General features: G+C 55.8%; 13 protein-coding genes. 7 read left to right on the forward strand and 6 right to left on the reverse strand.

Going from position 1 to position 19,920, the window contains the following annotated elements; translation table 11 throughout:
- From LX66_RS10205 to LX66_RS10215, 3 genes are all read left to right on the forward strand, one after another.
- Positions 1 to 4,080, forward strand: coding sequence for a glycoside hydrolase family 95 protein (locus LX66_RS10205; protein WP_145712697.1), 4,080 nt, complete (start codon positions 1 to 3; stop codon positions 4,078 to 4,080).
- A gap of 10 nt (positions 4,081 to 4,090) precedes the next feature.
- Positions 4,091 to 6,985 (forward strand): alginate lyase family protein, encoded by a 2,895-nt coding sequence (locus tag LX66_RS10210; RefSeq protein WP_145712699.1) that lies wholly within the window; start codon positions 4,091 to 4,093, stop codon positions 6,983 to 6,985.
- A 92-nt stretch (positions 6,986 to 7,077) separates the two neighbouring features.
- The gene (locus LX66_RS10215; RefSeq protein ID WP_145712701.1) at positions 7,078 to 7,305 is read left to right on the forward strand and encodes a hypothetical protein; all 228 of its coding nucleotides are present in this window, start codon (positions 7,078 to 7,080) and stop codon (positions 7,303 to 7,305) included.
- A 7-nt stretch (positions 7,306 to 7,312) separates the two neighbouring features.
- On the opposite strand, the gene LX66_RS10220 is transcribed toward LX66_RS10215, so the two are convergent.
- The gene (locus LX66_RS10220; protein ID WP_145712703.1) at positions 7,313 to 8,620 is read right to left on the reverse strand and encodes a tetratricopeptide repeat protein; all 1,308 of its coding nucleotides are present in this window, start codon (positions 8,618 to 8,620) and stop codon (positions 7,313 to 7,315) included.
- Between the two features lie 124 nt (positions 8,621 to 8,744).
- Entirely contained in the window at positions 8,745 to 9,218 is a 474-nt protein-coding gene (locus tag LX66_RS10225) for a MarR family winged helix-turn-helix transcriptional regulator (RefSeq protein WP_158642599.1), read from the reverse strand.
- A gap of 48 nt (positions 9,219 to 9,266) precedes the next feature.
- Here LX66_RS10225 and LX66_RS10230 point away from each other — a divergent pair, with 48 nt between their 5' ends.
- Positions 9,267 to 10,097, forward strand: a complete 831-nt coding sequence (locus LX66_RS10230) for an AraC family transcriptional regulator (RefSeq protein WP_145712707.1) — start codon at positions 9,267 to 9,269, stop codon at positions 10,095 to 10,097.
- A 97-nt stretch (positions 10,098 to 10,194) separates the two neighbouring features.
- Positions 10,195 to 10,896 carry an SDR family oxidoreductase gene (locus tag LX66_RS10235; protein WP_145712710.1) on the forward strand — a complete coding sequence of 234 codons (702 nt, stop codon included), beginning with the start codon at positions 10,195 to 10,197 and terminating at the stop codon, positions 10,894 to 10,896.
- Here the strand turns inward: LX66_RS10235 and uxuA are convergent.
- The 3 genes from uxuA to LX66_RS10250 all read right to left on the reverse strand — a co-directional run bounded on the left by uxuA (position 10,885) and on the right by LX66_RS10250 (position 13,940).
- Complete coding sequence (gene uxuA / locus LX66_RS10240) at positions 10,885 to 12,060, reverse strand: mannonate dehydratase (RefSeq protein ID WP_317130567.1); 1,176 nt, start codon at positions 12,058 to 12,060, stop codon at positions 10,885 to 10,887. The genes LX66_RS10235 and uxuA overlap by 12 nt on opposite strands.
- 138 nt (positions 12,061 to 12,198) lie before the next feature.
- A complete protein-coding gene (locus tag LX66_RS10245; RefSeq protein WP_145712712.1) occupies positions 12,199 to 13,503 on the reverse strand; it encodes a glycerate kinase type-2 family protein in 1,305 nt (434 codons plus the stop codon).
- Positions 13,500 to 13,940 carry a hypothetical protein gene (locus tag LX66_RS10250; RefSeq protein WP_145712714.1) on the reverse strand — a complete coding sequence of 147 codons (441 nt, stop codon included), beginning with the start codon at positions 13,938 to 13,940 and terminating at the stop codon, positions 13,500 to 13,502. Before LX66_RS10250 ends, LX66_RS10245 begins: the two co-directional genes overlap by 4 nt.
- A 170-nt stretch (positions 13,941 to 14,110) precedes the next feature.
- On the opposite strand from LX66_RS10250, the gene LX66_RS10255 reads away from it, so the two are divergent.
- On the forward strand, positions 14,111 to 17,191 hold the full coding sequence (locus tag LX66_RS10255; protein WP_244620359.1) for an amidohydrolase family protein: 3,081 nt from the start codon (positions 14,111 to 14,113) through the stop codon (positions 17,189 to 17,191).
- A 10-nt stretch (positions 17,192 to 17,201) separates the two neighbouring features.
- Positions 17,202 to 18,506: an amidohydrolase family protein gene (locus LX66_RS10260; RefSeq protein ID WP_145712717.1), complete on the forward strand. Its 1,305-nt coding sequence runs from the start codon at positions 17,202 to 17,204 to the stop codon at positions 18,504 to 18,506.
- Between the two features lie 73 nt (positions 18,507 to 18,579).
- Here the strand turns inward: LX66_RS10260 and tyrS are convergent, their stop codons facing one another.
- On the reverse strand, positions 18,580 to 19,863 hold the full coding sequence (gene tyrS, locus LX66_RS10265; RefSeq protein ID WP_145712721.1) for a tyrosine--tRNA ligase: 1,284 nt from the start codon (positions 19,861 to 19,863) through the stop codon (positions 18,580 to 18,582).
- Positions 19,864 to 19,920: the final 57 nt, after the last annotated feature.

Consider the following 19,920-nt stretch of genomic DNA (forward strand, 5'->3'; position numbering starts at 1 on the left):
ATGAGATATATAACGACTGTATTTTTTTTACTGGCCGGGCTGGGCGCAGCATCTGCGCAGCACCGGCCATTGGTGGACCTGGGCGCAGATGGTAAGTTGAAATACCATGCTTATGCCAACGAAGGAGAAAACAACGCCGTAAATACCATCCCGGACTTTTCCTTTGCCGGGTACCGGGGGGGTGGCGTAGCCCTGCCCCAGGTACCGGTAAAACGTACCCTTTATCCACAGCCAGGCGATAACCGGCAGCGGATACAACAGGCCCTGGACTCCCTGGCGCAGCTCCGGCCGGATGCCCGCGGTTTCCGGGGGGCGCTGCTGCTAAAGGCCGGTACTTATGAGGTGAACGGCGCCCTGCACATCACGCAAAGCGGCATTGTGCTGCGGGGAGAAGGGCAGGGAGCGAATGGCACCCTACTGCGGGCCACGCAGCCAGCACAGCATACCTTCATTGAAGTAAGGGGTAGCGGCAGCGGGTACGCGGAGCAGCCCGGCAGCCGTCAAAAGATCACTACTGCCTATGTGCCCACCGGAGCAAGGTCCTTTACGGTGGCCGATGCAGCCGGCTTTGCGCCCGGCCAGGCAGTGGTGGTAATGCGTACTCCCAACCAAACCTGGATAGACGACCTGCAGATGGCGCAATACGGCTGGACCGCTGAAGCCTATGCAACCGCCTACGAGCGTGCGGTCAAATCCATACAGGGCAATACTATCACGCTGCATGAACCCCTGGTGGATGTATTGCAGGACCGCTACGGGAACGGCTATATTTTCCGCGCGCAGGTTGGCAGGCGTGTACAGCAATGCGGCATAGAAGCCCTGCGCCTGGAGTCGGCCTACCGTAACGACACGGCGGAGGATCATGGCTGGAAGGCTATTGTACTGCGCAGGGCGCAAAACTGCTGGGTAAAGCAGGTGACGGCCTGCTATTTTGGCTATGCCTGCGTGTCGCTGGAAGGAGAGTCGGTGTACAATACGGTAGAGGATTGCGCCATGCTGGACCCGAAATCCGTTACCACCGGCGGCCGTAAATATTCCTTTAACCTTTCCGGCGGCGCGGCTTTCAACCTGGTGCAGCGCTGCTATACCCGCGGCGGGCGGCACGATTACGTGACCGGCTCTCATGTGCCGGGGCCGAATGTGTTCCTGGATTGCTACGCTGCGGATACGCATGCGGACATAGGGCCGCATCACCGCTGGGCTACCGGGTTGCTCTTCGATAATGTGTATGGCGGCCAGATCCGGGTGCAGAACCGGAAGGCGATGGGTACCGGGCATGGCTGGGCCGGCGCGCAAACCTTGTTCTGGAACTGCTACTCTTACAAAAGCGATATCAAGGTGGAAAGCCCGCGTGGCGCACGCAACTGGGGCATTGGCTGTACAGGCCGTTTGCTGCAGGGCGCCGGTTACTGGGAAAGCCGCAACCGGCATGTAACCCCGCGCAGCCTGTACCTGCAGCAGTTGCAGGAACGCCTGGGCGCTGCTGCAGTGCATAATATCACCATACCCGCCCAGCGCAATGGTACTATCTGGTCCTTGCTGGAGAAATGGAAAGGAGATGGAAAGCCGCCGGAAGATTCCCTGCTAAAGCTTTGGTACCGGCAGCCGGCAGCCGAATGGGTGGCCGCCCTGCCTGTAGGCAACGGGCGCATAGGCGCCATGGTGTTTGGCGGTACCCGGCAGGAGCGCCTGCAGTTAAACGAGGGATACCTCTGGTCCGGCGGGCCGCGGGATGGCAATAATCCCGAAGCGAAGCGATTGCTGCCGCATATCCGCCAATTGCTCCGGGACGAAAAATACATGGAGGCCGATAAGGTAGCCCGGAAGATGATGGGCCTGTACAGCGCCCGTTACCTGACCCTGGGCAGCCTGTATTTTGATAACGGCATTACCGGCCCGGTAAGCGGTTACCGGCGGGAGCTGGACCTGAACAATGCCTTGTCCACCGTTTCCTTCACGGCTGGCGGCGTTACTTACACCCGGGAAGTATTCTGCAGTTATCCCGCGCAGTTGCTGGTGATCCGCTTCCGCGCCAGCCGCCGGAATGCGCTTACGTTCCGTACCCGTTTTCAGAATCCCATGCCGCATCACACAGCGCCGGTGAATGATGCATATGTGGTAATGCAGGGCAAGTGCCCGGCCTATGTAGCCAGCCGGCCTTCGGAGGAGCGGCAGATCGTGTATGCGGACGATCCGCAGGGAGAGGGCACAAATTACGAAGTGCATCTGCAGGCCAGGGTAAAGGACGGAACGGTGCGCGCCGATACCAGCGGCCTGCAGGTACAGGGCGCATCGGAAGTAGTGCTGTTATTGTCCATTGGCACCAGCTACAACGGGCCGCACAAATCGCCCGGCCGGGAAGGTAAGGACCCGGCGGCCGCTGCCCGGCGCTGTCTGGAAGCCGCAGCGGAAAAGGATTACGCGCAATTGCTGCAGGAGCATGAACAGGATTACCAGGGCTTGTTCCATAACGTAACGCTGGACCTGGGCCGGGATGCTTCCGCACACCAGCCTACCGATCTAAGGCTGCAGGCTTATACCGCAAAGGGCGGCCATATGGACCCGCAGCTCACCACGCTACTGTACCAGTACGGCCGTTACCTGGTAATAGCCGGTTCCCGCAAAGGCGGTCCTGCCATGAACCTGCAGGGCCTGTGGAACGATGCCATGCAGCCGCCCTGGGGCTCCAACTACACCATTAACATCAATACGGAAATGAATTACTGGCCCTCGGAAACGGCCAACCTTTCACCCTGCGGCATACCCCTGTTCAACTTCATTATGCAGTTGGCAGAGAAAGGACGTATAACCGCTGCCGTTAATTACGGCGCCCGCGGCTGGACCGCGCATCACAATGCGGATATCTGGGCCATGACCAACCCCGCCGGCGGTATAGACTTCAACGATCCCCGCGGCAACCCGCGCTGGGCCATCTGGCCTATGGGCGGCGCCTGGCTGACGCGCCACCTGTGGGAGCACTACCTCTTTACCGGCAACCGTACCTTCCTGGCAGATACCGCCTACCCGGTAATGAAAGCAGCGGCTGAATTTATGCTGGACTGGCTGGTGAAGAACGCGCAGGGACAATGGGTGACCAACCCCTCCACCTCTCCGGAAAATAATTTCCTGGTGAACGGCCAGCGCACAGGCTCCGTAAGCATCGCATCCACCATGGACCTTTCCATTATCCGGGACCTGTTCAACAATACCGTGCTGGCGGCGCAGGCCTTGAACAGGGATGCGGCATTTTCCCGCCGGCTGACCGGCACGCTGCAGGCGCTGTATCCCTTTCACGTGGGCCGGTACGGGCAACTGCAGGAATGGTACAAGGACTGGGATGACCCGGAAGACCATCACCGGCATTTATCACATTTATACGGGCTGTTTCCCGGTTATTTTATTACCCCACGCCACCATCCTGTGCTGGCGGCGGCTGCCAAACGCAGCCTGCTGATGCGGGGAGATGGCGGCACCGGCTGGTCCAAAGCCTGGAAGATCAACTGGTGGGCGCGCCTGGAAGACGGCAACCATGCGTATACCATGCTGAACAAGCAATTATTCCTGGCTACTACAGACAGTGTGAGTGTGGGCGACAATGCCGGCGGCTCCTACCCGAACCTGCTGGATGCGCACCCGCCTTTCCAGATAGACGGCAATTTTGGCGTCACCTCCGGCATTACAGAAATGCTGCTGCAAAGCCACGATGGCGCTGTTGCCCTGCTGCCTGCCCTGCCGGACGCCTGGCCCGGCGGCAGTGTAAAGGGACTGAAGGCCAGGGGCGGTTTTGTAGTGGATATGGCCTGGCGGCAGGGCCGGCTGAGCGGGGCGGTGATCCACAGTGCGCTGGAAGGGAATTGCCGTATTCGTACCCGCGTGCCCGTTCATGTTACAGGGGCGGCGGCCCGGCCGGCTGCCGGTATCAATCCGAATCCTTACTACCCGGCGCCCCTGCCGGTAAAAGTGGAAGTAAAGGATGAAAGCCAACTGCCCATCCTGCCGCTGGAGAAAGTATATGAGTATGATGTGAAGATGAAAGCAGGAGAACAGATCACTTTAACGCCTGCCAGCCAGGAAAACTGAAACAGATCACATGCGTATATTCACACCTTTTATTTGTCTATGCCTGTTGGCCGTTACCATTGTAAAAGCCGGGCCGGCAGATGAATTTGCACAGGCGATGAAGCAAAGCCGGGCCATGGCCCTTACAGCGGATGGGCGGCAGGCCCCCGCTACCGTACAGGTAACGCGCACCTGGAATGGCCCCTTCTGCAATACCCGTATTACCAACACCGGCAATACCCCGGTGCGGCTCAAAGAAGTAGTGCTGGCGCAGGCCGGCGGCATACTGGCGCCCGCCACTCGCTTTTATGGGGAAGGTTTCCAGATGCTGTCGCAAACCACCGGCACCCTGGAAAAACCGCAACCGCTGGGGCGCTATACAGACGCCGGTCATTATAAGCTGCCGCAACCGGCCGGCTACCTGGCCGTGTATAACCTGCTGCGCCTGTATCCTGCAGGGGAGCCGGAACTGCTGCTGGGCTTTACCAGTTGCCGCCGTTTTGCTGGCAAGTTCTACCTGAATGCGGACACTATTAAAGTGGTAATGGACCTGGAAAACCTCGAGATGCAGCCCGGGGCCGTCTTTCAACTGGAGGAGTGGGCGCTGCTGCAGGGCAGGGACGGGAATGCCCTGCTGGAGCAGTTTGCGGGCCGCATTGGGCAGCATCATCCCCGCCTGGCCTTTTCCCATCCGCCAACGGGCTGGTGCAGTTGGTATTGTTTTGGCCCGCGGGTAACGGCGCAGAATATCTACGATAACCTGGACTATATAAAGGACCACGTGCCCGCCCTGCGGTACATACAGGTAGACGATGGTTACCAGCCCCATATGGGCGACTGGCTGTCTGTAGGCAAATCATTTGGCGGCAACGTACAGCAGGTGCTGCAAACTATCCGCAGCAAAGGTTTTGAGCCGGCCATCTGGGTGGCGCCCTTTATCTGTGACAGTAATTCTACGGTGTATAAGGAGCACCCGGACTGGTTGGTAAAAGATGCCGATGGCAAGCCCCTGCGCAGCGACCGCGTTACTTTTGGCGGCTGGCGCTTAAAGCCCTGGTACGTGCTGGACGGCACGCATCCCGCCGTGCAGCGGCACCTGGAGGAAATGTTCCGCATCATGCGCCGGCAATGGGGCTGCACTTACTTTAAGCTGGACGCCAATTTTTGGGGCGCCATACACGGCGGTTATTTTTATGACAAACAGGCTACCCGCATAGAAGCCTACCGCCGCGGTATGCAGGCCATCCTGAAAGGCACCGGCGATGCTTTTATACTGGGCTGCAATCATCCATTATGGCCTTCACTGGGGCTGGTACACGGTTCCCGCAGCTCTATGGACATTAAACGGCAGTGGAGCACCTTTGCCGGTACCGGGCGTGAAAACCTGTACCGCGCCTGGCAGAACGGCCGCCTGTGGTGGAACGACCCGGATTGCCTGCTGCTCACTGGCAAAATGCCGGACAATGAGTTCCGTTTTCATGCGGCACTTATCTACGCCACCGGGGGAATGCTGCTGAGCGGCGACGACCTCACCACCATATCACCCGAACGGTTAAACGTATTAAAGAAAGCGGTGCCTCCCACTGCGCAGGCCGCTACTTTTGAGGACGATAAATTTGAAGTAGGCAGGATGCATACCTCCCGCGGCAGGTACCTGGTATTATTGAACTGGGACAGCACCGCCCGCAGGATCAGCGCCCGGCTGGACACGCCCTGCGAAGTGGTGGATTACTGGACGGGTAAGCGCCTGGGCCGGTTTTCCGGGGAATACAGCGTCACTTTACAGGGCCATGATGGCGCCGTGGTAGAACTGAAACCGGAAAAGACTTGGCTGCAGCAGATCATAAAGGACCGGAAGAAAGATATACTGGCCCGTGCTGCATGGGCTATGCAGCAGCAGCCGGAAACAGTGACGGCGCACCGCTGTGACCGTAGTGCCGGCGGGCTGCATGATTTCTACTCCGAAGGGGACTACTGGTGGCCCAACCCGGCGCACCCGGACAGCCCTTATGTACAGCGGGACGGGCAGACCAACCCGGATAATTTTGTGGCGCACCGCCGCGCGATGGTACGCTTTAGCCGGGTAATGGGCGCACTGGCCGCCGCTTATGTGGCCAGCCGTGATGAAACTTACCTGCGCAAGGCGCTGGAGCACGCGCGCGCCTGGTTTGTAGATACCGCCACTATGATGAACCCTGACCTGCAATATGCTCAGGCCATTAAAGGCCGGGTAAGCGGCCGGGGCATCGGCATTATAGACACCATTCATTTCCTGGAGGTGGTGCAGGCGCTGCGCATCATGGAAAAGGCAGGCGCCCTGCCACCTGCAGACCTGCAGGCCATCAGGAGCTGGTTTGCCGCCTACCTGCGCTGGATGACCACGCACCCATACGGGCTGGACGAAATGAAGGCCGCCAATAACCATGGCACCTGCTGGGTAATGCAGGTAGCCATATTGGCCAGATTCCTGAACGACCGGCACTGGATAGATTTCTGCGTAGAACGTTACAAGACCGTGCTGCTGCCGGACCAGATGGCCGCTGACGGCAGCTTCCCGCGGGAGTTGCGCCGTACTAAACCTTACGGCTACTCGCTGTTTAACCTGGATGCCATGACCATGGTATGCCAGGTATTAAGCGATGAAGATCACAACCTGTGGGACTATGCCTTGCCGGATGGCAGAAGCATTCGGAAAGGCATGGCCTTCCTGTATTCCTACGTGCAGGATAAAAACCGCTGGCCCTTTGCCAAAGATGTAATGTACTGGAACAACTGGCCGGTAGCCCAGCCTTTCCTGCTGTTTGGCGCAGTGGCCTATAACAACCGTGACTATTACCGGTTGTGGCAGCGGCTGGACCACGATCCGCAGGTGGAGGAAGTGCTGCGCAACCTCCCGGTGCGCAACCCGGTGATATGGCTGGAATAGACATACCGTTGTCTCATAGCGTTTTTTTCACAGGACCCTTGCTTTTTAAAATATTATTAATAATTTTATATGTCCTATGAAAATTCCAATGTATGAGCTGGATAAAAGATCTCTATACCATTTATCAAAAGCTGGATGCCAGCGGTTTTGAAGACGTTAAAAAAGAAATTGTAAAAGCCCATCTGAACGGTTGCAGCGGTGGAGGCATCTACTACCTGGTATTGCAGCAACTGGTAATGATCAAAAAAGACAAGGCCCAGGCGTATGAGGCCATCAAGGGGGAGGTTGAGAGCATTATACAATACAGTCGGTTCAATTGATAATTACTTACTGCAGTTCGTCGATCAGCCTCCTGGCCTTCCAGTATACGGGCGCCTGTTCCGGTATTTTCAGCAGCCATTCCAGGCTCTGCTGCCTGTCCCTTTCCTTCAGGTAGCTGAGGCCCATGTAAAAAGCTGCGTCATAGCGGTAGGGGGAATTGCTGTCATAAACCGCCTGCAGGTCATTGCGGGCCTCTGCCAGTTGGTTAGTCTCAATCAGCGAGATACCCCGGTAATAGCGGGCATACATATTGGCCGGGCTTATTTCCAGCACCTGGTTCAGGGTCTCTATTGTTTGTTTAAAGCGGCGCCTGTTAAAATGCCGGGCGGCTGCATGCAACAGCTTTGAAGTGTCATTGCCGGGCTTGTGGTGGTGCACCATTTCCGTAGCGGCAAACTGCCGGTACATATCCTTATGCCAGGGGCTGATGAACAACAGGGAGGCAATGATGATGGCCAGTACGGTAATGCCCATTACGTACAGGCCAATGCGGTTTACATCCCTGTCCTTCGGGTAAAACCACCGTTGGCGCATGTCCGCCATTATCTGTGCCAACTCCCGGCGTGTATTGTCCGGCGCCAGGGCTCTGCGCAACCAGTCTATGGCATCGCGGCCGCGCTGCACAATCTCCTGCAGGGCGGTATTTTCCTTCAGCTCCGCCTCAAATGATTCTCTTTCCGTTTCCGGCAGTCCCTGCATTACATACAGCGCTGCCTGTTCGCAACTGCCGGCGGGCAGCTCTTTACCGGCGCGGCTCACCACGCTGCTTTTGATGAGGGTAGACATGCAGGGAGCAAAGATTTTGGGCAGCAGCCCCGCGGTAGGCTGGGGGTTGGTGCCTGCGCCATCGGCTACCGGACCGATCAATGCCTGCTTGATGGCCTGCTGGCAGGCGCTTGTTAACTGGTGGAAAAGCTGCAGCCAGTATCTTTTATTCTCGCCGTTCTCAATCACTTCCCGCACATATTGAAGATGGGTATTGTCCAGTGTGGCAATTTCCGGTTCCGCTTCATCCCTTACATCCATTTGCCTTTTCTGCAGTTCTTTGCGCCAGGCTATTTTGCACACCAGCATGAAGAACGGTTCAAAGCGGGTAGCCAGCTCTATCCGGTGCCGCCGCGCATAGGCATAGATGTCTGTCAGCGCTATTTCAAAGATATGCGCCGCATCCTTTTGGGTGCCGCCATGCTGCAATATGAATGTGCTGACTTTCTTTGCGAACTGCCGGTAGATGGCATCTATAATGGCCGGGGAGCTGTCCAGCAAGCCGTCTATATACTCATCATCGTTATATAAAAGCCGTGTTGAGGTCATACGATCGCCGGTTATTCTTACAATTGTAGGCTGCTGGCATAAAAGTATTAAACCTTCTTCAATGCACAAAAATTTTTGAACAGCCGGTAGATGTATACAGTTTGCGTGCCAGAATATTAAAATCCTACATACCAGGATAAAGAATGTCCACTAGCCGTTGCAGCACATCCTTCATTGCTTCCATATCGGTTACTCCTGTAAGGCTGCTGTAGTACTGCTCTATTTCCAGCACGCTTTCCGTGGCGGCTATCACCAGTTCCTTGCCTTTGTCGCTGAGGAAAATAACGGTGGCACGGTTGTCGCTCTCATGCTTGCGGGTAATAATGTAGCCGGCGGCTTCCAGGTTCTTCACTACCTTGCTCATGGCCTGCTTGGTGATATGCGCTTTTTTTGCAAGCTCATTATTGATAATGCCTTCCGGCGCAATATTGGCGATGAACACCATATCGCCCATTTTAAAATCAGCATAGCCGCGTTGCTGGAGCTGTTCCATCAACCGGGTGTCCATATCTTTTTTCATGAGGCTCACCATGCGTATCAGCATGCGCGGTCTTGCTGCCAGGCAATCCTGTAATTTTTTGTCCAGCGGACTCTCCATAACGCAGTATTTTAGTGCCAAATATATATTTATTATCTTGTTATAGCCATGGAAGTGATCGATAATATACTGTATTATATACACCAGCATTTTGATGAAGACCTGTCATTGCAGGCCTTGTCGCAGCAGGCGCATTACTCTCCCTATCATTTTCACCGGCTCTTCAAACAGCATACCGGCGAAGCGCCCAGGCAATACCTGTTACGGCTGCGCCTGGAAAAAGCTACAAAAGAATTGCTTTTCTACCCCGGCAAAAGTATTTACGCTATTGCCATAGATTGCGGGTTCAGCTCGCAGTCTGTTTTTGCCCGGGCATTCAGGGCAAAGTACGGCATTACGGCGGAGCAGTACCGGCAACAGGCGCTGCAGGCCATCCGGGAAAAGACGGATGCTTTTACGCCGGATGTGCAGCAATACCCCGTCACTACTACGCGCATGGAGCGTATCCACATGGCCTGCGAGATCACTTACCTGGCGCAGGAAGCCGGTATCGTCGCCACGTTCAGGAAGTTGTACCAGTGGGCCCTGGTGCGGGAACTGATCTCCGGGCGCCCGGAATTTTACGGCGTATACCTGGATACGCCGCATACCACCGCTCCCGAGCAGTGCCGCTACCTGGCGGGGATTCGCCTGGACCGCCCGTTTGCCGGCCGGGAAAGCTATGCGCTGGGCGGTATGACCATTGCGCAGATCCCCGTGATGGGTGGTTTTGAAGTAGCTACAGCCTATGCTTTATATGTAAAACAGCGCTGGCTGCACGAAAACGGGTACGAGATGATACAGGGCGTTCCCGGTTTTGAGCGCTTTACCGATATGGATTTCAATAAACCCTACTCCCTCCATTACCGCACTATCTGCATAGGCATACAGCCTGCATAGCAAGAAATGCAAAACGGTTCGCAAGAACCGGCAAAACCTTCCCGCTGGCCGCGGCTACTTTTGAGGTATCAATTGTATACTTCAAAAATAATAACAGATGAAAGTAGTTATTGCAGGCGGTACTTCCGGTATCGGACTGGCCACAGCAGCCATGCTGGCCAATGATGGCGCATCCGTGATCATTACCGGCCGGAGCCCCTGGAAACTGGAACAGGCGTTATCCGTATTACCCTCCACCGCAAAAGGAGAGACCGTAGATGCAGGAGATGCGGTAAAGATGAAAGATTTTATGAAGTCCGCCGGGCAGATCGATCACCTGGTGCTGGCTGTGAGCGGCGCCAAAGGCGGCGGCCTATTCAAAGAGCTGGACCTGGCGCAATTGTGGGCCGGGTTTGAGGAAAAATTCTTTCCGCAATTGCAAACCCTGCAGGCAGCCCTGCCTTACCTCAGCAGGAATGGCAGTGTTACCTTCATTACCGCTGTTAGCGCCAGGGCCCAGGCGCCGGGTACATCAGGACTGGGCGCTGTTAACGGTGCGCTGGAGCTAATGGTGCCGGTGCTGGCCAAAGAATTGCAGCCTTTAAGGGTGAATGCTGTTTCGCCGGGTGTGATCGATACCCCCTGGTGGAACTTCCTGCCGGAGGATACACGCCAGGCCACTTTCCGGCAGTATGCCGATGCAAGCCCGGTGGCCCGCATAGGACAGCCGGAAGATATTGCGCAGGCCATTGCCCTGCTGGTACGGAACACTTTTATTACCGGGCAGGTAATAACGGTAGATGGCGGCTTAATGCTTTAGTGATCGCGCAATGCCCAGTTCCAATCCCCGCAGTTCAGCCAGCCCGCGAAGGCGCCCGATGGCGCTGTAACCGGGATTGGTTTTTTTATGCAGGTCGTCGAGCATCTGGTGGCCGTGGTCCGGGCGCATGGGAAGGGAAGTATTGCGCTTTTGCTGAACGGCCAGTATATTTTTTATGACGGCATACATATCCACATTCCCTTCCAGGTGGTTGGCCTCGTAGAAGTTGCCCAGGCTGTCGCGCTGTGTGCTGCGCAGGTGAATGAAATGAATATGATCGCCGAGGCGCTCCACCATGCCGGGGAGGTCATTGTCCGGGCGTACGCCATAGGAGCCGGTGCAGAAGCACAGGCCGTTGGATGCATAGGGGGCGGCGGCCAGCAGCTCGCGGGCATCCTGCTCGGTGCTTACCACGCGGGGCAACCCCAGTATGGGAAAGGGAGGATCGTCCGGGTGAATGGCCAGCTTAATGCCCGCTTCTTCCGCCACAGGCGCTATCTGCTGCAGGAAATAGAACAGGTGCAGCTTCAGTTGCGTGGCGTCAATATGCTTATATTTATCCAATGCCTGCTGGAACTGCTGCAGGGTAAAGCTCTCCTCTGATCCGGGCAGGCCGGCAATGATATTGCGCTGCAGGGTATCCTTTTCCGCATCGGTCATGCTGTCAAACCGCTCTTTGGCGCGGGAGATATCCGTTTCATCGTAATCATTTTCCGCGCCGGGCCTTTGCAGCATGAACAGGTCAAAGGCAATAAAGGCGGCTTTCTCAAAACGCAGGGCTTTGGAGCCGTCCTCCACGGTAAAGGCCAGGTCGGTACGGGTCCAGTCCAGTACCGGCATAAAATTATATGTCACGGTATAGATACCGCAAGCCGCCAGGTTGCGCAGGCTTTGCTGGTAATTGCGTATATAGTCTTTAAAGCGTCCGCTTTGCGTTTTAATATCCTCATGCACCGGTACGCTTTCCACTACAGACCAGGTAAGTCCTGCCGCTGCTATTTCCGCTTTGCGTTGCAGGATGTCTTCCCTGGTCCATACGGCTCCATTGGGAAGGTGATGCAGCGCAGTTACAATACCGGTAGCACCTGCCTGTTTAATATCCTGCAGGCTAACGGGGTCGTTTGGGCCAAACCATCGCCATGTCTGTTCCATTCTCGGCATCATGTTATATAGGTTTTGTACAAGCCCCAAAAATAGAGCAATAATTAATAATGAAGAATTAATAATTAACAATATACGCAACACTTTTGCTGCAATGAAGCACCCGTGTAACGGGTATTATTAATTCTTAATTCTTCATTATTAACTGATCAGCGCCAGCATGATATCCATTACGTTGGTCTGTGTAGGGCCGGTCTTTATCAATCCGCCGGCAGTGGCAAAGAAGTGGTAGGCGTCATTGTTCTCCAGGTAGGCTACGGGGTCCAGGCCCAGGTCTGCGGCCTGTTGCATAATGCCGGCATCCACTACGGCGCCGGCCGCATCAGTAGGGCCGTCTGTACCATCGGTGCCTGCGCTGAGAATTGTGATGTGAGGATAGGGCTGTATGGTAATGCCCGCCGCCAGCGCCAGTTGCTGGTTGCGGCCGCCCAACCCCTGGCCGGTAACGGTTACGGTGCTTTCCCCGCCCATCAGCAGGCAGGCCGGGCGTGGACCGGCCCAGCGAATGGCCTGCTGCGCCAGCGCCTGGGCCAGCGTGTGTGCATTACCGGTAACCGTGCTGCTGAGCAGCGTGGTATGGTAGCCCTGCGTTTCTGCATAGCGGGCCGCCGCTTCCAGGGCGATGCTGTTGGTGCCTACCAGGCAGTTGAACGTATGATGAAAGCTGGTATGCCCGGGTTTGGGCGTGTCAGGAACCAGGTTTTGCAGCCCTTTTTGCAGGTGCTGCTGTATGGAAGCGGGCACCTGTTGCGTAAGATGGTATTTTTCCAGTACGGCCATTGTATCCGCAAAAGTGGAGCGGTCCGGCACGGTAGGCCCGGAACCGATCACATCCAGGTCGTCGCCTACCACATCGCTTAATATCAGGGAGCATAACGGGGCCGGGTATACGCGTGCAGCCAGTTGCCCGCCTTTTACCGCGGAGATGTGCTTGCGCACGGTATTCATTTCATGAATGCCCGCCCCGCTTTTCAGCAGCAGGTCAAACAGGGCCTGTACATCCGCCAGGGAGGAGCCGGGCGGATAGTCGGCCAGCAGTGCCGATGCGCCGCCGGATAGCAGGAAGATCACCAGGTCCTTTGCCGTCACGCTTTCCAGCAGTTGCAGCATTTGCCGGGTAGCCTCCACGCCGTTGTGGTCCGGTACCGGGTGCCCGGCTTCCGCTACACGGATATGCTGTAACGGTAACGCATGTTCGTATTTAGTGATGATCAGTCCCTGCAGGGCCCAGGGGATGCCCCTGGCTTCCAGGGCCTGTGCCATGGCGGCGGATGCTTTACCGGCGCCGGTCACAAAAACACGGCTGTCCGGCTGCAGGCGGAAAAAACGGCCCGCTATCAGCAAACCGTCAGGCTGTACCTGTACCTGTTTGGGAATTAAATGCTGCGGCTGTACGGCGGCTACGGCTGATCGGAAAATGGCATCGGCGACGGCTGCATGGCTCATGGCGTTTGTTTTGCCATTTTCCTTTCTTTTTTCTTGTCCAGTTTAGCCTCCAGGTGCTCGCGTTTTTTCATTTCCCAGTCATTCCATTTTTTGTACTGCGTGGGAGATAATACGGTCTTGAAGCGCTGGCAACGTTCTTCGTTCAGCGCTTTCAGTTGCTGCATGCGGTCTTTGGAGGGCAGGTTCTTATCGGCCTTGATAGCGTCGCGGCGGCGGATAATATCTTCATTGATGGCGTAGATCTGTTCATCCTGATCGTGGGTCAGGTTGAGTTCGCGGTACAGCTTATCGCTCATTTTGTCCGCTCTTCCTTCTGCGCTCCACCGGGCTTTTTTATGGGCGCTGGTATCTTTGGCCTGTGCAACGCCTTGTAACTGAAAGGCAAACAACAGGCAGCACAGTAAAGCGCCGGTAAGCATCATCATATGTTTATTCATATAACAGGAATTGTGTCTTATAATCGAAAATTCGCCTGCGTCTAAGGTACAGAAACTAACCGTTCATAAAAAATATAACAAAATTTTTGTGGCTGTATTAAATTTAAGCCTTCACAACCTGTAGCTATATCTAAACCGGGATCTAAATCGCAAAAAATAAAAATGACCGTATGGACCAACCCTCGTTTCATGTATCCGGCGCCGGTGCGCTATATCGCCGGGCGCCGGTGCCAACCAGGATACGCAGCATGCGTATTAAACTGATCTGCCTCCTGTTGGGCGGGCTGCTAGCCGGCAGCTATGCCAGGGCGCAGGTAACTTTTCCTGTAAACGGCGTGGCCGATCCCCGTGAAGGGTGCTACGCTTTTACCCATGCCACCATCATAAAGGAAGCCGGCAGCGTTCTGCAGGATGCCACCCTGGTGATCCGCGACGGCCGCATTGTGAGCGCCGGCACCGGTGCCGCCATTCCGCAGGATGCAGTGGTGATCGATTGCCGGGGGAAGTACATTTATCCCTCCTTTGTGGACATTTACAGTGATTATGGTACGGAGCTCGTTAAGAAGAGCGGCCGGGGCTACCGGTCCCCGCCGCAGTTCCTGTCCAACACCAAAGGCGCTTTTGGCTGGAACCAGGCCATTAAAAGCGAAGTGCAGGCCGCAGACATTTTCAAGACAGATGAAAAGAAGGCCAAAACACTGCGCCAGGCTGGCTTTGGTACGGTGCTCACCCACCAGCAGGATGGGATAGCCCGCGGTACCGGCGCACTGGTTACGCTGGCAGACGACCGTGAGAACAAGGTGATGGTGCAGGAGCAGGCCGCCGCCTTGTATTCTTTCGACAAAGGCAGCTCCACCCAGAACTACCCGGGCTCGCTGATGGGCGCCATTGCCCTGCTGCGGCAAACTTACCTGGATGCGCAATGGTACAAGGGGCGCCCGGCCAAAGAAGGCATTAACCTGAGCCTGCAGTCCTGGAACGACCAGCAATCCCTGCCCCAGCTATTTGAAGCGGAAGATAAATGGGACGTGCTGCGGGCCGATAAGATAGGCGACGAGTTTGGCGTGCAGTATATCATTAAGGCGCATGGCAATGAATACCAGCGCATGCCGGAAATGGCGGCTACCAAAGCGTCCTTCATCCTGCCGCTGGACTTTCCGCAGGCTGTGGACGTGGAAGACCCGAATGACGCGCGCTTTGTGGCGCTCAGCGATCTGAAGGAGTGGGAGCTGGCCCCTACGGAACCGGCAGCCTTTGAAAAAGCAGGCATTCCTTTCTGCCTGACCGCAGCCGGTATGAAGGATGTAAAGCAGTTCCTGGGCAATGTGCGTAAGGCTATTGACTACGGCCTGAGCGAACAAAAGGCCTTGGATGCGCTCACCAAAGCGCCCGCTGCTTTTATCAAAGCATCGGATAAAGTGGGAACCCTGGATGCCGGCAAGCTGGCCAACTTTCTCATTACTTCCGGGCCGTTGTTCGAGGACAGCACCATCCTGTTCCAGAACTGGGTGCAGGGCCAGCGGTATACCATCAACGAAGAAGGCTGGACAGACATCCGGGGCACCTATACCCTGACGCTCACTCCCGGCGCCACCTATACTTTGCTGGTGCAGGGTAAGCCTGCCGCACCTTCGCTGTCGCTGGTGCAGCAAAAGGATACGCTGAAGGGCAGCATTGCGCTGGACGACAAGCTGGTAAGACTGGCTTTCCCGCCGGCCAGGGGCAGCGCCCGTACCCTGCGTCTCAGCGGTGTACTATCCGGCAATGCCTGGAGCGGCAACGGGCTGGATACCAGTGGGCAGCCGGTGAAATGGAACGCCGTTTTTGCCAAAGCCTATACGCCTAAACCGGATACCGCCAAAAAGAAGACAAGCCCGGAGCTGGGGAAAGTGTACTATCCTTTTAATGGTTACGGCTGGGAAAGCCTGCCGAAGCAGCAGGATATCCTGGTCAGGAACGCCACCGTATGGACGAATGAACAGGAAGGTAAGCTGGAAAATACCGATGTGCTGATCCGCAACGGGAAGATAGCGCAGGTAGGCAAAAATCTGCCTGCCGGCAGCGCCCGGGTGATAGATGGCACAGGCAAGCATCTTACACCGGGTATTATTGACGAGCATTCCCATATTGCCATTACCCGTGGGGTGAATGAAGGTACGCAGTCCGTTACCTCGGAAGTGCGCATTGCCGATGTGCTGAACCCCGATGATGTGAATATATACCGGCAACTGAGCGGGGGCGTTACCTCCAGCCACCTGCTGCATGGCTCCGCCAATACCATTGGCGGGCAAACGCAACTGATAAAGCTGCGCTGGGGCGCCGATGCGGAAGCGCTGAAGTTTGCCGGCTGGGACCCCTTCATCAAGTTTGCGCTGGGCGAGAACGTAAAGCAGTCCAACTGGGGCGAAAGCCAGCGATCCCGTTTTCCGCAGACAAGGATGGGCGTAGAGCAGGTGCTGACAGACGCGTTTACCCGTGCCCGTGACTATGAGAAAAAGGGCGCCGGCAAACGTCGCGACCTGGAGCTGGACGCACTGGTGGAAATACTCAACCACAAGCGCTTCATTACCTGTCACTCCTATGTGCAAAGCGAAATAAACATGTTGCTGCATGTGGCGGATACTTTCGGTTTTACCGTGAACACGTTCACCCACATACTGGAAGGGTACAAAGTGGCGGATAAAATGAAAAAGCACGGGGCGGGCGCTTCCACCTTCTCCGATTGGTGGGCGTACAAAATGGAAGTACAGGACGCCATTCCCTACAACGCTTCCATTATGCAGCGTGTGGGCCTTACCGTAGCCATTAACTCCGACGATGCGGAAATGGCCCGCCGCCTGAACCAGGAGGCGGCCAAAAGCGTGAAGTATGGTGATATGGCCGAGGAGGACGCGCTGAAAATGGTGACCCTGAACCCGGCGAAGCTGCTGCATGTAGCCGACCGCGTAGGCAGTATCAAGCCGGGCAAGGATGCGGACGTAGTGCTGTGGTCTGACCACCCGCTGAGCATATACGCCAAAGCAGAGAAGACCATCGTGGACGGGATCGTATACTTTGACCGGGAGCATGACCAGGAGCTGCGCCAGCGCATAGCTGCCGAGCGTAACCGCCTGATACAGAAAATGCTGGGCGAAAAGAAAAAAGGCGCCCCGGTGAAGAAGGCGACGCCTACCCGCGAGATACTCTGGAACTGCGAGGATATGCAAAGCGGGCACCAGCGCACCCTGATAAATGACAGCGATGAACTTTAAAAAAACAATTATGATCAGCAAGAACTTACTATATATCGCCTGCCTGGCCGGATTAGGCGGAGGCCGGGCTGCTGCCCAGGCTACGGTGTATCCTGCGCCGCCACAGCAAAAGCCGGTAGTGCTCACCAATGCTGTGATCCATGTGGGCAACGGGCAGGTTATTGACCATGGCAGCATTGCATTTGCCGCCGGGAAAATTACCGCTGTAGGCGCCGGTGTACAGGGCGAGGCTGGCGCACAGGTGATAGACCTGAAAGGACAGCATGTGTACCCCGGCATTATTGCGCCGGCTACAGAGCTGGGGCTTACGGAAGTGGCGGCGGTGCGCGCCACCAACGACTACGAGGAAACCGGGGAACTGAACCCCTCCGTACGCGCAATAGTAGCTTACAACACGGATTCCAAAGTGATCAATACCCTGCGCTCCAACGGTATCCTGCTGGCGCAGACCGCCCCGGAAGGCGGCCTGCTGTCCGGCACCTCTTCCGTGGTGCAGTTGGACGCCTGGAACTGGGAGGATGCGGCCTACAAAGCAGACGGCGGGCAACATTTCTTTATGCCGAAACTGCTGCCGTCCTCCGATCCCTTCAGGGCCGCACAGCAAACACCTGCCAACGACCGGGTAAAGGAAGGGCTGAAGAAGATAGAACAAGTGCGTACCTTTTTCCGTGAAGCCCAGGCATACATCAGCGAAAAGAAGCATACCGAGACCAACCTGAAATTTGAGGCCCTGAGGCCTTTGTTTGCCAGGGAACAGAAGCTGTTCGTACATTGCAACTTGGTAAAGGAAATGCTGCTGGCCATAGATTTTGCCAAAGAGTTCGGGTTTGAAGTAGTGATCGTGGGCGGCGCGGATTCCTGGATGATAGCGGACCTGCTGAAGCAGCACCATATAGCCGTGATACTGGCGCAGCCGCATAACCTGCCGGTGATGCAGGATGATGATGTGGACCAGCCCTATAAAACGGCCGCCCAATTGCAGAAAGCCGGCGTATTGTTCTGCCTGAGCAATGAAGGCTTCTGGCAGCAGCGCAACCTGATGTTTGAAGCTGGTACGGCCAGCGCCTATGGTTTAAGTAAAGAGGAAGCCCTGAGCGCCATTACCCTGAACACGGCTAAAATATTGGGCGTCGATCAGCGCACCGGCTCCCTGGAACCGGGTAAGGACGCCAATATTGCCGTAAGCGCCGGTGATATACTGGATATGAAATCCAGCAAGGTGACCCATGCATTTATACAGGGCCGCGAGGTGAACCTGGACGACAAGCACAAGCAGTTGTATGAAAGGTATAAGTATAAGTATGGATTGAAGTAAAAAATAAACAGTGCTGCCTTTTTTTGAAAGACAGCACTGTTATTTTTCTTTTTTACTTTTTATTTTTTCTTTATCACACCGCTTTTACCAGGTAGTAATTCTTCTTCCCTCGCTGCACAAAAATGTACTGGTCCTGCAGCAGCAGGGATTGATTGACCTCGAAATCCAGGCTTTCCACTTTGTGCTTGTTGATGCTGATACCGCCGTTCTGCAGCATTTTACGGGCTTCCCCCTTGCTGGGCAGGATATTGGTATCTGCCAGGAAGCTGATAATGTCTTTACCCGCCGCCAGATCCGAACGGGGCACGTCTACCTGGGGCACGCCTTCCATGATCTCCAGCAACTGTGTTTCTGTGAGGGATTGCAGGATAGCGGCTGTATCGTTACGGAACAGCAGCTCAGACGCCTGTACGGCAAACTCGTACTCCTGCTGGCCGTGGATGAATACGGTTACTTCCTGCGCCAGCCTTTTCTGCAGGAGGCGGCGGCCCGGATCCTGCCGGTGCTCCGCGATCAGCGCTTCCACGGTGGACTGATCCAGGAAGGTAAAGATGCGGATGTAGCTTTCCGCATCCACATCCGTGGTATTGAGCCAGAACTGGTAGAAGAGGTAGGGAGAGGTGCGTTTAGGGTCCAGCCACACATTGCCCTGCTCCGTTTTACCGAACTTGCTGCCATCCGCTTTCTTGATGAGCGGGCAGGTAAAGGCAAAGGCTTCGCCGCCGGCTTTACGGCGGACCAGCTCGGTGCCGGTCACAATATTGCCCCACTGGTCGGAGCCGCCCATTTGCAGCTTACAGTTTTTGGCCGTATACAAGTGATAAAAATCGTATCCCTGTATCAACTGGTAGCTGAATTCTGTAAAGGACATGCCACTGTCGCCTTCCAGCCTTTTCTTCACGGAGTCTTTGGCCATCATATAATTCACGGAGATATGCTTGCCTACATCGCGGATGAATTGCAGGAAGGAAATATCCTTGAACCAGTCATAGTTATTCACCATTTCCGCCGCGTTGGGCAGGGCCGGGTCAAAATCCAGGAACTTTTCCAGTTGCGCCTTAATGCATTGCTGGTTATGCCGCAGGGTGTCGAGGTCCAGCATTTTCCGTTCTTCCGCCTTAAAGGAAGGATCGCCTACCATGCCGGTAGCGCCGCCTACCAGCGCCAGGGGTTTGTGACCTGCTTTCTGCAGGTGCACCAGCAGCAGAATGGGCACCAGGCTGCCAATGTGCAGGGAGTCTGCCGTAGGGTCAAATCCCACGTAGGCGGTGGTCATTTCTTTCTGCAGTTGCTCTTCCGTTCCCGGCATGATGTCCTGCAGCATGCCCCGCCAGCGCAATTCTTCAATCAGGTTCATTGGTTCGATCTAAATTTGTGCAAACCTACGTAAATAGTTGGGAGTTTGCACCGGGCA

The organism is Chitinophaga japonensis, from assembly GCF_007830125.1.
Taxonomy (GTDB): domain Bacteria; phylum Bacteroidota; class Bacteroidia; order Chitinophagales; family Chitinophagaceae; genus Chitinophaga; species Chitinophaga japonensis.